Source organism: Uliginosibacterium sangjuense (genome assembly GCF_059132465.1).
This window is the reverse complement of record NZ_CP101132.1, coordinates 2,084,847-2,098,420: the sequence shown is the minus strand read 5'-3', so window position 1 is coordinate 2,098,420 and position 13,574 is coordinate 2,084,847. Positions and strand designations below refer to the sequence as shown.

Genomic DNA, 13,574 nt, shown 5'->3' with positions numbered 1-13,574 from the left:
ATCGTTTTGGACACGGACATGGGACACGATTTCACCGCTGCATTTCTCAAGCAGCACGGCCTGTCGCCGCTGGACACCTTCGGCATTGCCGAACTGTCCGCCAAGCTGGACGACTACCGCACGGATCCGGACGAAGCCTACGACTTCGCTTTCGGCGAGCTGGTGAAGTCCTGCGCCGAATCGGTTGTCCGTGCCGAAAAGTTCCTGCACGACTGGCACCCTGAAGGCGGCAACTCCCTGGCCGCCGCCGCGCTGCACTACTTCTGCGTCATGTACCAGGCCGACGACATGGCAAAGGCGCCCAGCTCGGTGTTCGCTGCCTGGGTCGGTTTCTTCCGCCCGGTGCTGGACGCGGTGGCGCGTCACAAGGCACGGAGCGCGCAATGAACAAAATCAGGTCACGCATCGCACAAGACATCCGCGCTCGCGTTCTGGCAGCACTGCAAGACGCTGAAGATATTGGCGGCCCGGATGGCGACGAATACGCCGCCTTGATGCATGGCATCGCCCAAGAATGCATCAAGCGCGCCGCGGTGGCGACTGGATCATCTCCAGTCATGTCTGCATCCCAGCTCGAAACGCTGTGCGCCGCACTTGGCTGGCAGGGCGGAACGTACTGGCAGGTTGTCGATGGCATCCGCGCGCTGGTCACTGTCCGCGACGCAATGCTGGAAGCTCTTTCGAAGGCCCTACTTGCGCTGGAGTCTTGCTGCTCCGGTGATTACTCAACAGGCCACGTAATTCACCCGTCATTCGATAAAGAGGCCTGCTCCGCAGCCGAGATCGCCGTGCGAGACGCAATCGCCAAGGCGAAAGGCGGTGCCGTATGAGCATCCGCACCGTCGCGCTTCTCGCGCTCGCCGCCGTATCGCTGCAGGCCCATGCCGAGACCTACCTCGTCATCCATGGCTTCAGCCACCACGGCGACCGTTCCCGCGAGTGGCAGGAAACCAATCCCGGCCTCGGGGTTGAGTACAACGGCTGGGGCGCCGGGTACTACCGCAACAGCTACGACCGCGACACGTTCTATGCCGGCTACCACTGGCGCCCGCTGTCGCTCGGCCCGGTCAAGTTTGGCGCGTTCGCTGCCTTCGCCTCCGGCTACGAAGAAGGTCCGGTCATCGCGGGGCTCTCCATGACCGCCGAATACAAGGGCGTCGGGCTGCAGCTCATGTACATCCCGGCCCCTACCGAGAAGCACACCGAAGTCCTCGGGGCTTCGGTCCTTGTGAGGTTCTGACCATGGCCCATTACGAACAGCACTCTGTCGAGACGGTGAAGGTGAGCAACTGCATTTTGGTGTGCGCCATCTTCGCCCTGCTCGGCTACGTCGCCGGCAGCAAGTCGGACGACTACCACGTCGCCGTGCGCACCGAAGCCGCCAAGGCTGAGCGCTCCTGCGAGCCCGCTCAACGCAAACACACGGAGATCGTCAGCAATGGACGCCAATAGCCTGCGCGAGCAGTCACGCCGCCACATGAACCGCGCCCGCGATGCCCTGCACCTGGCCATGGCCGAGTCCATCGAGAAGGCCGGCCCGCACCTGCTGGCAGCCATGAGCGAGTGCCAGCACGCCTACAACACGGCCGCGGCTGCCGCGACCTACCCCGAACCCACCGAGCAGGTTGTCGCGGAGTTCCGCGCGGCTGGTTACGTGTGATGGCTACCCGTTTCGACCCCGACGAGTTGGACCTGCCCGACGACTCGCCGGCCTTTCAAGATCAGGCAGACATCGACGCCTACGCTGCGTCATTCAACCAGGAGCAAGACCATGTTTCAACGAGCAGAGAGAAAGAAGGCCAGGCTACGGCTGGCACTTTCTGGCCCGAGCGGATCGGGCAAGACGATGGGAGCCCTGCTGATTGCCAAGGGCATCGGCGGGAAGATCGCGCTCATCGACACGGAGCGCGACTCGGCAAGCCTGTATGCCGAACCGATGAAGCTGCCTGACGGCACCGTGTTTCAGCCGCCCGAGTTTGACAGCATGAATCTGTCGGCTCCCTACACGCCGGAGCGCTTCGTCGATGCGATTCGCGCTGCCCAGGCTGGCGGGTACAACATTTTGATCATCGACAGCCTGACGCACGAATGGAACGGCGTCGGCGGCTGCCTTGAGCTGGTCGATGAACTGGCGCGCTCCAAGTACAAGGGCAATAGCTGGAGCGCCTGGAACGACATCACCCCGCGTCACCGCGCAATGCTGGACGCCATCCTGCAGTCTCCCCTGCACATCATCGCCACGATGCGCAGCAAGACCGAGACGGCCCAAACCGAGGGCCCGAACGGCAAGAAGCAGGTGGTCAAGCTGGGCATGAAAGCCGAGCAGCGCGACGGTTCCGAATACGAATTCACCACCGTACTCGACATCGTTCATGACGGGCATTTCGCCGTTGCCAACAAGGACCGCACGGGCCTGTTTGCTGGCGACCCGAAGCGCATCAACGAATCCACTGGCCAGATGCTCCGCGTGTGGCTCGAATCTGGCTCCGAAGCGCCTCCCAATGCGCAGCCACGCGGAACGATCACGGCCGAGCAACTCAAGCAGATCGGCGACGGCCTGGAAATCCTGGGCTGCGATTGGTCTGCCGTGCAAAAGACGGTCGAGAAGGCCATGCATCGCAACGGCATCGACTCGCCCGACAGCCTTTCCACCGAGGAAGCCGCTGCGACTCTGACCTGGATGCAGGCTCAGATCGACAGGCGCGCTGCCGCTACTGCGGGGGCGAACTGACATGGCCAGCGTCAATAAAGTGATCATCGTCGGCAACCTGGGCCGCGATCCCGAAACCCGTTACGCACCTAGCGGGGATGCGTTCTGCACCATCACGGTGGCAACCACCGACACCTGGAAGGACAAGCAGACTGGCGAGAAGAAGGAGGCCACCGAGTGGCACCGCATCGTCTTCAATGGTCGCCTGGCCGAGATCGCCGGCCAGTACCTGAAGAAGGGGCGCGCGGTCTATGTCGAAGGTTCTCTGCGCACGCGCAAGTGGACCAATAAGGAGGGGGTCGAGCAATACACCACCGAGATCCGCGCCGACCAGATGCAGATGCTGGGCAGCGCGCGCGAAGGTGGCGACGCCACACCCCCCGATCAGCAGCGCAACCGAGACGACGCGCGCAGCGCAAGGGCGGCGCAAAACGATCCGGCTGGCGGCGGCAGCAACTTCGGCGACTTCGACGACGACATCCCGTTCGATCGCCTTGGTCGCGGATTCCTCCACCACGTTATCTGAGGCTGACATGGACATCACAACCGACATCGAAACCATTCCCCCGCAGCGGCCTGACATCCTGGCCGAGATCATTGCGGAAGAGCAGCACGCGGCCGAGTTGGAAGTGCGAGACATCGCGCCGCCCAGCAACTACAAGAGCGCCGAATCCATCGAAAAGTGGTGGGCCGAGACAGGCGCGCCGCGTCGCGATCTCATCATGCGAACCGTCGAAGCGGCGGCCGAAGAGAAGTACCGCAAGCTCTCGCTGGATGGCGCCGCGGGCCAGATCGCAGTTATCGGCTTTGCCATCGACGACCGCGATCCCATCGCGGTGTATGAGCGCGACTACTCCGCGACTGGATCGGAGCGCAAGGTGCTGGGCTCGTTCTTCGAGCATGTCACCAAGGCTGTCACGCACAACCAGCCGGTGCGCATGGTCGGCCACAACATCAGTGGCTTCGATCTGCGCTTCCTGTTCCAGCGCGCTGTCGTGAATGGCATCCGGCCGCCTGCCTGTATCGCCTTCAACGCGAAACCGTGGGAGCAGGACAAGGTGTTCGACACGATGGTTGCCTGGGCCGGCGTCGGCCGCACGATCAGCCTTGACCGCCTGTGCAAGGCGCTTGGCCTGCCCGGCAAGCCGGACGGCATCGACGGCTCCAAGGTGTGGGACTACGTGCGCACCGGCCGCATCGACGAAGTGGCGGCCTACTGCCGCGACCACGATGTTGTTATGGCGCGCGAATGCGCGCGTCGCCTGCAGTTCTCCGTGCCTACTGCTGAGCTGTACCAGCACGCGGCGTAACCGATCAACGGGGGAAAGCGCTAACCACGTCGGCGCGGCGACGCAAAACAGCCCGTACCTCCTTCGCTTGCAGCGAGCGCAAGTACCCCACCCCTTCACAACCCAAGCAAGGAACCTCAATGAACAATCCTCTCCAAATCCGCCAGGGCGACGTCCAACTCCAGCCCGTCTCCGCACTTCCCGCTGGTTGCGTAGAAGTGCCCAACGACAACGACCGCATCATCCTGGCTTACGGTGAAGTGACCGGTCACGCTCACGCCATCGCTGACCACCTCGCGACCGATCCAAATTCCGAGCAGCGCGCTGCTGAAATGACTGAAGCATTGATCGCGCGCTGGCAGTACAAGGCGCGGCTGTGGCAAGCGCCGGATGGCGTCCGCTATCTCGAGGTCAGCGCGCCCGTCACGCTGAGCCACGAAGAACACACGGCGCATACCCTCAACCCCGGCATCTATAAACTTCCCGTGCAGGTTGAGTACTCTCCTGCCGAGCTGCGCCGCGTCACCGACTGAGGCCGCCATGCGCATCGACAAGCTCACGCAGCAGCAGGAAGCCTCTCTGGTCGAATACCGCGACCGCTGGCTCAAGATCGGGCTGGATACGAATCCCGCGAACCGGGACGAAGCGGAAGCCGCAATTCGCTTGGCCTACGAGTGTGGCGGACTGCTGCCGCCGAAGATCATCATCTGGATGCGATCTCCGCTTGAAGGCGCGCTCGCCAGCGCCATGCTGGCGAGCGCCAAGGTCGGGGATCAGGTCTGGGATCAGGTCAGGGATCAGGTCGGGGCTCAGGTCTGGGATCAGGTCTGGGATCAGGTCTGGGCTCAGGTCGGGGCTCAGGTCGGGGCTCAGGTCTGGGATCAGGTCTGGGATCAGGTCGGGGCTCAGGTCGGGGCTCAGGTCGGGGCTCAGGTCGGGGCTCAGGTCGGGGCTCAGGTCTGGGCTCAGGTCGGGGCTCAGGTCTGGGATCAGGTCTGGGATCAGGTCGGGGCTCAGGTCGGGGCTCAGGTCGGGGCTCAGGTCTGGGCTCAGGTCGGGGCTCAGGTCTGGGATCAGGTCTGGGATCAGGTCGGGGCTCAGGTCGGGGCTCAGGTCGGGGCTCAGGTCGGGGCTCAGGTCTGGGCTCAGGTCAGGGCTCAGGTCGGGGATCAGGTCTGGGATCAGGTCGGGGCTCAGGTCGGGGCTCAGGTCGGGGCTCAGGTCAGGGATCAGGTCGGGGCTCAGGTCTGGGATCAGGTCTGGGATCAGGTCAGGGATCAGGTCGGGGCTCAGGTCGGGGCTCAGGTCTGGGCTCAGGTCAGGGCTCAGGTCGGGGATCAGGTCTGGGATCAGGTCTGGGATCAGGTCTGGCGTGCTGGCTATGGCCAGCACGACGCAAACTGGCTTGGGTTCTATGAATTTTTTATGGAGCAATGCGGTTTGGAGGCTCCGAAAAAGATACAGGGCCTTCTTTCTCTGGCGCGCTCATGCGGCTGGTTCTGGCCGTTCGAGGGTGTAGTGGTGCTCACCGAGCGGCCTTCGGTCCTGCATCGCGACGACCGGAACCGTCTCCACTGCGAGGACGGCCCGGCACTTCAATACCCGGATGGATTCTCGCTCTGGAAGTGGCACGGCGTTACGGTTCCGCAGGATGTTGTCATGCAGCCTGATGCGATCACCGTTGAGCGCATCGAAGTAGAGACGAATGCGGAAGTGCGCCGGGTCATGATCGACCGCTACGGCCCATCTCGTTACGTCACCGACAGCGGCGCGATCGTTGTCGATGAGCTGCCGGCTGACTACGCCATGCAGGGCCTGCGCACTGCGCGCTTGCTCCGCAAAAACGTCCCCGACGACGAGCCGATCATCTATGCGGATGTCCTGAACAGCACACCAGAGCCGGACGGAAGCGTGAAGCGCTACATGCTGCGCGTCGATCCGAACGCCTACGGTGGCGAAGCGTCGCGAAACGTCCGTGCTGCTGTTGCATCAACTTGGCGCGATTGCGTCACCGGCGAACTCACCTATCAGGACTGGCGCGACTACTCACCTGTCGCCGAGAGCTGATTTACCAACCACCACCCACGAGGAACCCAACACATGGAACTCACCCTGGAACGAAAGACCTGCCACGTGGCCAACGTCAATGTCCGCACCGAGCATCACGGCGAAGTGACGAAGACGGCCGCCGACATCAAGCTGCAATTCGACACCAGCAACGACTTCCTGTCCGAGCTGCACCCCACGCTCAAGCACTCGCTGTACGACAAGAGCGACCAGGGCGACATCCTGGACCTGCCCGAGCACCGCACCGTGCTGCGCTTCCCCGGCCTCAAGACGCCGCTGAAGTGGGAATGGGAAGGCGTCGGCTACCAGCTCCAGGCGCACATCGGCGTCAGCGGCAAGGCCGACGTGCTGCTCAACGACTGCAAGGTCGGCAAGCTCGCCTTCGAGCCCAAGGACGGCGGCACCGTGCGCGTGACCTGCGTGGTGTCTGCGCCGGCAACCGAGCAGCAGATCGGCGCGCTGTGCGGCCTGCTCACCACCGAGGCCGAGATCACGCTGACGCCGCCGTCCAAGGAAGCGGCGAACGACAGCAAGGGCAGCGACGACAAGCCTCTCTTCGACCAATCCGCGCTGGGCGGCGAGGCCGCCTGAGTGCTGCCGGTCCCAGCCTGCAGCCTCGCGTGCGGGGCTGTGGAGTGGGACCAGACAAACGAGGAAATGATGAAGGTCATTTGCGACTACTGCCACAGAGACGCCAAGTTGGTAAGCGGGAACGTCATTTACCCGCATCGCGGCGACTTAGCGCACAAGAAATTCTGGCAGCACGGCCACAAGTGGCGCGGCCTGAACTTCGACCCGAGCGGGAGCCAATCATGAACCGCGCATTCGCAGAAGCAACGACAAGCGCTGCGTTCGTTCTGACGCTGACCAAGAACCAGTGCAACGCGCTGCTGCGCCTGGAGGGCTTTGATCCGGCCGACCGGAATCCGAGCGACGTGCTGCCGCAAGTCAGCACGCTCCAGTCTCTTGAAGCTCGCGGCCTGGTCTGGTGGAAGCGAGACGAGACGGGTATGCCGTGCGGGCTTCAGGGGCTTACCGCTGCCGGCTCACTTCTTGTTGCGCTGCTGAAGGAAGCCGGGATGACAATCGACAACACCAATACCGTGAGCATGCTCAAGCGGCTTGCTCGCGTGGAAGGCCAATCATGACCAACATCGACAAGACCGTGGGCGAGCTGATGGAGCTTGCTACAGATATGGAGCTGCCTGGAACGGCAATGGACTGCATCAATCGGCGCGAGAAACTTCGTGCAGCCATCCGCGCCGCCATGGAAGCCGGGAGCGAGCCTGTGGGCGAGGTCGTGATAGTGCATTACGACGGCTCTTGTTATGGCTTGAATGGCACCGAAGTCCCTGAAGTTGAGCTGCTCGCAGACTTACCGGCCGGCACCAAGCTCTACACCCACCCCCAGCCTGACCAGAGCGCGAGGATCGCGGAGCTGGAGACGCGCTTGCACGACGTAGAGACGATTTGCGACCCCGCCGGGCTTGTAATCCAGAACGCCCAGGCCCAAGACCGGTTGCGCGAGCTGCAGGCAATGTATCGAAAGGCAGCGGACGAACGTGACGAGCTCCGCACCCAGCTCGCCGCAACAGTCGCAGAACTCGACGAATGGCGATTCACAAACAAGGTCGATGAACTAGGCCGCCATGCAGATCGTATGTCAGCAGAGTGCGAAAGCATGCGCGCCCAGCTCGCCACCGCCGAGCAGCGAGCCGTTGACATTCACGCCAAGATGGCGGCGCTGCTGATCGGTCTTGAGGCAGCACCGTCTCTGATCGACATCACTACCCCCGAATGGTTTGGAGGTCTCGGGCGCAGTATTGCGGCCCGCGCTAAAGACGCCGCAAACGCAGAAAAGCGAGTCGATGAGCTTAGCGCTCAACTCGCCGCAGCCGAGCAGCGCGGGGCGGAGAGGATGCGGGAGGCGTGCGCGACACTTGTCGCGGAGATCGGCCACCCGCTCGGAACCATCCGCGAAATCCGCGCCCTCCCCACCTCGCCAGTGCCGGCAGCGGATACTTTCTTCAACGGCATGACCGAAGAAGAAACGAGCGCGACCGCATCCGTAGCGGGCCTGATGACCGAACGCCACTTCTGCGAGCGCTGCGGCAAGCGGCTTGGGGTAGGCATCCACACTTGCACGCCGCCGGAAGCGGAAGCGGCGCCGGATGGGTTCGTGCTGGTGCCGCGCGATCTGCTCGACCGCTTCCCTGAGATAAACCCGAGCAACTACGACCATGCTGATGTCTGCGCCCTGAATGCGTGGGGTGTAGAGGTTGTGCTCTCCGCCGCCCCTGCGGCAGACAAGAAAGGATCGTGATGCCATTGCCCTACGAAAACGCCACAAGCGGCGACAAGGCAATCCAGGAGATGCAGAAGATCCTGCGCGGCTTCGGGTGCGACAAGTTCGGCCAGATGCTGGACTACACCGCAGGCGAGCTGCTGGTGCAGTTCGAGTACCGCAGCCGCAAGGTTAGCGTGAAGGCCAGCATGAACGGCTACGCAGCCGCATGGCTGAAGGCTCACCCCTACAACCCTAGCCGGATGCGCAAGACGCGCGCCCAGCATGAGCAGGCCGCCAAGGACGTTGCTGCAATCGCTGTCTATTCGATCCTGCGCGACTGGATCAAGGGCCAGGTCATGGCTATCGAAACGGGCATCCTGTCGTTCGAAGGCGCCTTCCTTGGGCAGATCATGCTGCCAGATGGCCGCACGGTGTTGGAGCGCGTGGAGACTGAAAAGCTGCTGCCGGCGCCACAGCAAGGAGGTAGTGAGTGATGGCAGAAACGCTCAGCACTGACGCACTGCGCATCGCAACAGCAGCAGTCCGCGCCTATGCAGAGAGCCACCCTCGGCCGTCTCACGTCACCCAGGCCCAGGCTGCGCAGATGCTCGGGCTCAGCAGGCCGACGATTCGCAAGATGGTCATGGCCGGCACGCTGAAACTCAACCAGTGCGGAATGATCCCGATTGAGTACGTCGACATGGCGCGGGCGGCGTAACATGACCCAACCACCAAAAACGCCGAAGGCCCACAAGCGACACGCCGGAAGCGGAATCCCGTGCGGCTGCTGGGAAGGCCACGGCGACAGCATTTCTTGCCCGTGCGGTGCGGCATACCAGCTTGCCGATGTGATTGAATTTGGTGTGTTCCGCTGCTACGACTGCGGAGCGTCGGTAAGGTGGAGGTCAGCAAAGCCGGCGGATCAAATCACCCCAGCCGCTTCGCAATATCCGACGCCGTAGGGTTGTAGTAGATCATCGCCCGCTTCGGGTCTTTCCACCCGAAGGCCTTGCACAGGTCAAGCACCTCAAGGCGCCGCGCCATCCAGGTAGCGGCGGTGTGCCGGGCATCGTGGAAGGTGAAGCCGTCCAGCCCGGCGCGCGTGCGGTATTTCCGGAATGTTGCGTCCAGCGCTGCAGGCGCGAGCCCGAACACCATCTGCTCGTCCCAGCCCCTCATCCGCTCGATGACCGCCTTGGCTTTCTTCGAGAGCGGCACATTGCGCGGCACGGTCTTCGTCACCGGCAGGACAACATGGTCCGCCATCACCCTGTCCCAGGTGAGCCCGCACAACTCCCCCGCTCGCATCCCGGTACGCAGCGCCACCAGGAAGCACGCCGCGACGACGTGGCGCTGCTGGGTGATCTTCTGCCGACGTGAGTACCCAAGCGCAGTCAGCATGCCGCGAATCTGCGCGCGGGTGATGACGACCTCCCGGTGGTGAGGCTGTGAAGGCCGGCGCACGTCCGCCATCGGGTTTGCGGCGATCCACCGCCATTCCCGGCGGGCCATCTCGAATGCCGCCCCGATCTGCCCAAGCTCTCGAATAACCGACCCAGGAGAGACTTCCTTCAGGCGCGCATCCCGCCAGGCGCCCATGACATCCGGCGTCACGTCGCCCAGCTTCATCGCGCACAGGTCCGGGTAGCTGGACAGGAAGCGGTTGATGCGGATCAGCTCCCAGCGCTCCCCGCGCATCTTCACCGACACCTCGTCACGGTAGCGCTTGAGCATGTCGCCCACGGTGTGCCGGGTGCCGACAGGCGCGGTCGCGGTAGCACGAAGCTCAACCTCTCGCGCGGCCCCCCAGGCCTCGGCCTCTCGCTTCGTGCGGAATGTCTTGCTGTCGCGCTGGCCGAGTACGGCGATCTGGGCGCGGTAGCCCTTCGCGGTCTTCTGGACGGAAGCCATGGGGGAAGTGCGTGGGGAAATCGCGGGGAACTGATGTTCCCAAACTTGCGCATTTGGCGGCAAGCTGTGTAAAAGCACAGGGCCGTGAAGCCCTTGTTTTGCCTTGTTTTTGCCTTTACCGTAAAGGCTAGAAAACCTGCGTGGTGCCCAGGAAGGGACTCGAACCCCCACGCCTTGCGGCGCCAGAACCTAAATCTGGTGCGTCTACCAATTTCGCCACCTGGGCCGTGCGGCACGCTGTGCGCCGCAGGAAGGGCGGAGTATATCAGTGGCGACCCACGCGGCCCGGTATACTCCGCCCCTTCCTCAACCGTCCCCTGCCCGCGCGCCGATGCCCGTCGAGCATTACGAGAACTTCCCCGTCGCTTCCGTCCTGCTTCCTGCACGTCTGCGCGAGCCTGTGGAGGCCATCTACGCCTTTGCGCGCAGCGCCGACGACATCGCGGACGAAGGCGATGCCTCGGACGAGCTGCGTCTCGCCGGGCTGGCCAGTTACCAGCGGCAACTCGACCGCATCGAGCTGGGCGAGACAGCCGAAGGCGCGATGTTCCAGCGTCTGGGGCGCAATGTGTCGGATTTCGGCCTGCCCATTCCCTTGCTGCGTGACTTGCTGGACGCCTTTGCGCAGGACGTGGTCAAGAAGCGTTACGAAGACTTCCCCGAGTTGCTGGATTACTGCCGTCGTTCCGCCAACCCGGTCGGCCGCCTGCTGCTGCATCTCTACGGACACACCGACACAGCCTCTCTGCTGCGCTCAGACAGCATCTGCAGCAGCCTGCAACTGATCAATTTCTGGCAGGACGTGGCCGTCGACTGGGCCAAGGATCGCGTCTATCTGCCGCAGGACAGTCTGGCGCGCTTTGGCGTCAGCGATGCGCAGATCGCCGCCGGCACCGTGGACGACAACTGGCGCGCGCTGATGCGCTTCGAAGTGCAACGGGCCCGCGCGATGATGCTGGAGGGCGCCCCGCTCGCCACCACCCTGCCTGGTCGTATCGGGCTGGAACTGCGTCTGGTGGTGCAAGGCGGACTGCGCATCCTGGAGCGCATCGAGGCCGTCGACTACGATGTGTTCCGCCATCGCCCGACCCTGGGCAAGACCGACTGGCCGCGCCTCGCCTGGCGCGCCCTGTGGATGAAAGCACGCTGATGGACCCGTTTGATTACTGCAAGCAGAAGGCAGCCGCGAGCGGCTCCAGCTTCTACTACAGCTTCCTGTTCCTGCCGCCCAAGCAGCAGCGCGCCATCATGGCGCTGTACGCCTTCTGCCGCGAGGTGGACGATGTCGTCGACGAAACTCACGACCTGCAGATCGCCCAGACCACGCTCGACTGGTGGCGCAACGAGACGGTGCAGATCCATGGCGGCACGCCGACGCACCCAGTCACCCGGGCGCTGGCCGAAGTGGTGAAGGACTTCAACCTGCCGCGTGAGCAACTGCTGGAAATCATCGACGGCATGGAGATGGATCTGCAGCAGAACCGCTACTTCGACTTCAAAGGCCTGCAGCTCTACTGCTATCGCGTGGCCAGTGTGGTCGGACTGCTGGCGGCTGAAATCTTCGGCTACACCGACCGCCAGACGCTCAAGTACGCGCACGACCTGGGCATCGCTTTTCAGCTCACCAACATCATCCGCGACGTCGGCGAGGATGCGCGCCGTGGCCGCATCTACCTGCCGGTCGACGAGCTGCAACGCTTCAACGTGCCGGCCAAGGACATCCTGGACGCACGCTACAGCGACAACTTCCGCCAGCTCATGGAATTCCAGATCGAGCGCGCCGAAAAGTACTACGAGCAGGCCTTCGCACAGCTCCCGAAGGTAGACCGCAAGGCGCAGCGCCCCGGCTTGGTGATGGCCGCGATCTACCGCGCGGTGCTGGCCGAGATCAAGGCCGATGGTGGCAAGGTCCTGACCTACCGCACCTCGCTCACACCGCTGCGCAAGCTGTGGCTGGCGGTCAGCACCTGGCTGAAGAACTGATGGACGCCAAGGTTGCCGTCATCGGAGGTGGCTACGCCGGCCTCAGCGCCGCCGTCGAACTGGCGCGTGCCGGGGTGGATGTCACCGTGTTCGAAGCCTCGCGCACCCTGGGCGGCCGCGCCCGCGTGGTCGAGAAGGACGAATGGCGCGTCGACAACGGTCAGCACATCCTCGTCGGCGCCTACACCGAAACGCTGCGCCTGCTGCGCTTCCTGAAGGTCTCGCCCAAGACCCTGCTGCGCCGACCCTTCTTCATCCACGTGCCGGGCCGGCTGGATATGCGCGCCGCCGAGCTGCCCGCCCCCTTCCACCTGGCCGCCGCGCTGCTGCGCGCCAAGGGCCTGAGCTGGGCCGACCGCTTTGCCATGCAGCGTCTGTTGGGCAGCCTGAAGAAGCGGCAGTTCAGGTTCGACCAGGACATCACGGTCGGCCAGTTGCTGCGTGACACGCGCCAGACTCCCACGACCACGAACCTGATCTGGGATCCGCTGTGCGTGGCTGCGCTGAACACACCCACCGACGAAGCCTCGGCACAAGTCTTCGCCAATGTGCTGCGCGACACCCTGGCCGGCAGCGCCGCCGACAGCGAGCTGCTGATCCCGAAGCAGGACCTCACCAATCTGCTGCCCTTCCCAGCCACGCTCTACCTGAACTCGCAGGGCCACGCGGTGCACACCGCCACGCCGATCAAGGCGATCCGCCAGTTGGAGGACGGCCGCTTTCTGCTGGAAGGCGACCCCTTCGAGGCCTGGTACTACACGCATGTGGTCCTGGCCGTGGCGCCCTATCACGCCAGCGAGCTGCTGGCCGGCCACGACGAGCTGACGATGCTGCGCGAGCAGATCGACGCCCTGCCGCACGAACCGATCACCACGGTTTATCTCGCCTACGACGAATCCGTGCGTCTGCCTGAGCCTATGCTGGGCGTCAGCGCTTCGATCATGCAATGGCTGTTCGACCGCGGCCAGCTCGGCGGCCCGGCCGGTTTGCTGGCAGGCGTGATCTCGGCGCGCGGGCCGCATTCCGTACTGCCCAAGGAAGAGATCGCGCTGCGCGCGCACGAGACGGTGGAAAAGCTGCTGGCACGCGACTACCCGCGCCTAGGCGCGCCGCGCTGGTCGCAGGTCATCACCGAGAAGCGAGCCACCTTCGCCTGCCGCCCCGACGTGATCCGGCCGATCATGCTGACGCCCAAGAAGAACCTGCTGCTGGCTGGCGATTACGTGGCCTCACCCTACCCGGCCACCATCGAGGCGGCCGTACGCTCGGGGCTAAATGCGGCGCGGCACATCCTGCGCGTCAGCCAGGCCGACGCGCAGGCCTGAGC

Annotated in this window: 20 protein-coding genes and 1 tRNA gene; 18 read left to right on the top strand and 3 right to left on the bottom strand. The window is 63.9% G+C overall.

The window, feature by feature from the left end; translation table 11 throughout:
* Window positions 1-18 precede the first annotated feature (18 nt).
* The 9 genes from NMB43_RS09720 (at window position 19) to NMB43_RS09680 (ending at window position 4,532) form a co-directional block, all read left to right on the top strand.
* Window positions 19-387 (top strand): hypothetical protein, encoded by a 369-nt coding sequence (locus NMB43_RS09720; protein ID WP_494351958.1) that lies wholly within the window; start codon window positions 19-21, stop codon window positions 385-387.
* Entirely contained in the window at window positions 384-830 is a 447-nt protein-coding gene (locus tag NMB43_RS09715) for a hypothetical protein (protein WP_494351957.1), read from the top strand. Before NMB43_RS09720 ends, NMB43_RS09715 begins: the two co-directional genes overlap by 4 nt.
* Window positions 827-1,240 carry a hypothetical protein gene (locus NMB43_RS09710; protein WP_494351956.1) on the top strand — a complete coding sequence of 138 codons (414 nt, stop codon included), beginning with the start codon at window positions 827-829 and terminating at the stop codon, window positions 1,238-1,240. The genes NMB43_RS09715 and NMB43_RS09710 overlap by 4 nt, the downstream gene beginning before the upstream one ends.
* Window positions 1,241-1,242: 2 nt before the next feature.
* Window positions 1,243-1,452 carry a hypothetical protein gene (locus tag NMB43_RS09705; protein ID WP_494351955.1) on the top strand — a complete coding sequence of 70 codons (210 nt, stop codon included), beginning with the start codon at window positions 1,243-1,245 and terminating at the stop codon, window positions 1,450-1,452.
* A complete protein-coding gene (locus NMB43_RS09700) occupies window positions 1,439-1,660 on the top strand; it encodes a hypothetical protein (protein ID WP_494351954.1) in 222 nt (73 codons plus the stop codon). Before NMB43_RS09705 ends, NMB43_RS09700 begins: the two co-directional genes overlap by 14 nt.
* A gap of 186 nt (window positions 1,661-1,846) precedes the next feature.
* Complete coding sequence (locus NMB43_RS09695; protein WP_494351953.1) at window positions 1,847-2,731, top strand: AAA family ATPase; 885 nt, start codon at window positions 1,847-1,849, stop codon at window positions 2,729-2,731.
* A gap of 1 nt (window position 2,732) precedes the next feature.
* Entirely contained in the window at window positions 2,733-3,236 is a 504-nt protein-coding gene (ssb, locus tag NMB43_RS09690) for a single-stranded DNA-binding protein (protein ID WP_494351952.1), read from the top strand.
* A gap of 7 nt (window positions 3,237-3,243) precedes the next feature.
* On the top strand, window positions 3,244-4,020 hold the full coding sequence (locus tag NMB43_RS09685; protein WP_494351951.1) for a 3'-5' exonuclease family protein: 777 nt from the start codon (window positions 3,244-3,246) through the stop codon (window positions 4,018-4,020).
* 119 nt (window positions 4,021-4,139) lie between these two features.
* Window positions 4,140-4,532 carry a DUF8820 family protein gene (locus NMB43_RS09680; RefSeq protein ID WP_494351950.1) on the top strand — a complete coding sequence of 131 codons (393 nt, stop codon included), beginning with the start codon at window positions 4,140-4,142 and terminating at the stop codon, window positions 4,530-4,532.
* Here the strand turns inward: NMB43_RS09680 and NMB43_RS09675 are convergent.
* Window positions 4,522-5,391, bottom strand: coding sequence for a hypothetical protein (locus NMB43_RS09675; protein ID WP_494351949.1), 870 nt, complete (start codon window positions 5,389-5,391; stop codon window positions 4,522-4,524). The two genes, NMB43_RS09680 and NMB43_RS09675, sit on opposite strands and share 11 nt — an antisense overlap.
* 33 nt (window positions 5,392-5,424) lie before the next feature.
* Between NMB43_RS09675 and NMB43_RS09670 the strand changes: the two genes are divergently transcribed.
* The 6 genes from NMB43_RS09670 (at window position 5,425) to NMB43_RS09645 (ending at window position 9,071) form a co-directional block, all read left to right on the top strand.
* Window positions 5,425-6,066, top strand: a complete 642-nt coding sequence (locus NMB43_RS09670) for a DUF6745 domain-containing protein (RefSeq protein WP_494351948.1) — start codon at window positions 5,425-5,427, stop codon at window positions 6,064-6,066.
* A 33-nt stretch (window positions 6,067-6,099) separates the two neighbouring features.
* On the top strand, window positions 6,100-6,657 hold the full coding sequence (locus NMB43_RS09665) for a hypothetical protein (RefSeq protein ID WP_494351947.1): 558 nt from the start codon (window positions 6,100-6,102) through the stop codon (window positions 6,655-6,657).
* 221 nt (window positions 6,658-6,878) lie between these two features.
* Entirely contained in the window at window positions 6,879-7,214 is a 336-nt protein-coding gene (locus tag NMB43_RS09660) for a hypothetical protein (RefSeq protein WP_494351946.1), read from the top strand.
* The gene (locus NMB43_RS09655) at window positions 7,211-8,389 is read left to right on the top strand and encodes a hypothetical protein (RefSeq protein ID WP_494351945.1); all 1,179 of its coding nucleotides are present in this window, start codon (window positions 7,211-7,213) and stop codon (window positions 8,387-8,389) included. The genes NMB43_RS09660 and NMB43_RS09655 overlap by 4 nt, the downstream gene beginning before the upstream one ends.
* Window positions 8,389-8,847 carry a hypothetical protein gene (locus NMB43_RS09650; protein ID WP_494351944.1) on the top strand — a complete coding sequence of 153 codons (459 nt, stop codon included), beginning with the start codon at window positions 8,389-8,391 and terminating at the stop codon, window positions 8,845-8,847. Before NMB43_RS09655 ends, NMB43_RS09650 begins: the two co-directional genes overlap by 1 nt.
* Window positions 8,847-9,071, top strand: coding sequence for a helix-turn-helix domain-containing protein (locus tag NMB43_RS09645; RefSeq protein WP_494351943.1), 225 nt, complete (start codon window positions 8,847-8,849; stop codon window positions 9,069-9,071). Before NMB43_RS09650 ends, NMB43_RS09645 begins: the two co-directional genes overlap by 1 nt.
* A gap of 209 nt (window positions 9,072-9,280) precedes the next feature.
* On the opposite strand, the gene NMB43_RS09640 is transcribed toward NMB43_RS09645, so the two are convergent.
* Window positions 9,281-10,264, bottom strand: a complete 984-nt coding sequence (locus NMB43_RS09640; RefSeq protein WP_494351942.1) for a tyrosine-type recombinase/integrase — start codon at window positions 10,262-10,264, stop codon at window positions 9,281-9,283.
* A gap of 141 nt (window positions 10,265-10,405) precedes the next feature.
* Window positions 10,406-10,490 (bottom strand) — tRNA-Leu (locus NMB43_RS09635).
* Window positions 10,491-10,595: 105 nt separating this feature from the next.
* Between NMB43_RS09635 and hpnC the strand changes: the two genes are divergently transcribed.
* Genes hpnC through hpnE form a run of 3 tightly spaced genes read left to right on the top strand, consistent with a single transcriptional unit; the run spans window position 10,596 to window position 13,572 of the window.
* A complete protein-coding gene (hpnC, locus tag NMB43_RS09630) occupies window positions 10,596-11,414 on the top strand; it encodes a squalene synthase HpnC (RefSeq protein ID WP_494351941.1) in 819 nt (272 codons plus the stop codon).
* Window positions 11,414-12,247: a presqualene diphosphate synthase HpnD gene (gene hpnD, locus NMB43_RS09625; RefSeq protein ID WP_494351940.1), complete on the top strand. Its 834-nt coding sequence runs from the start codon at window positions 11,414-11,416 to the stop codon at window positions 12,245-12,247. Before hpnC ends, hpnD begins: the two co-directional genes overlap by 1 nt.
* On the top strand, window positions 12,247-13,572 hold the full coding sequence (gene hpnE / locus NMB43_RS09620) for a hydroxysqualene dehydroxylase HpnE (protein ID WP_494351939.1): 1,326 nt from the start codon (window positions 12,247-12,249) through the stop codon (window positions 13,570-13,572). The genes hpnD and hpnE overlap by 1 nt, the downstream gene beginning before the upstream one ends.
* Window positions 13,573-13,574: the final 2 nt, after the last annotated feature.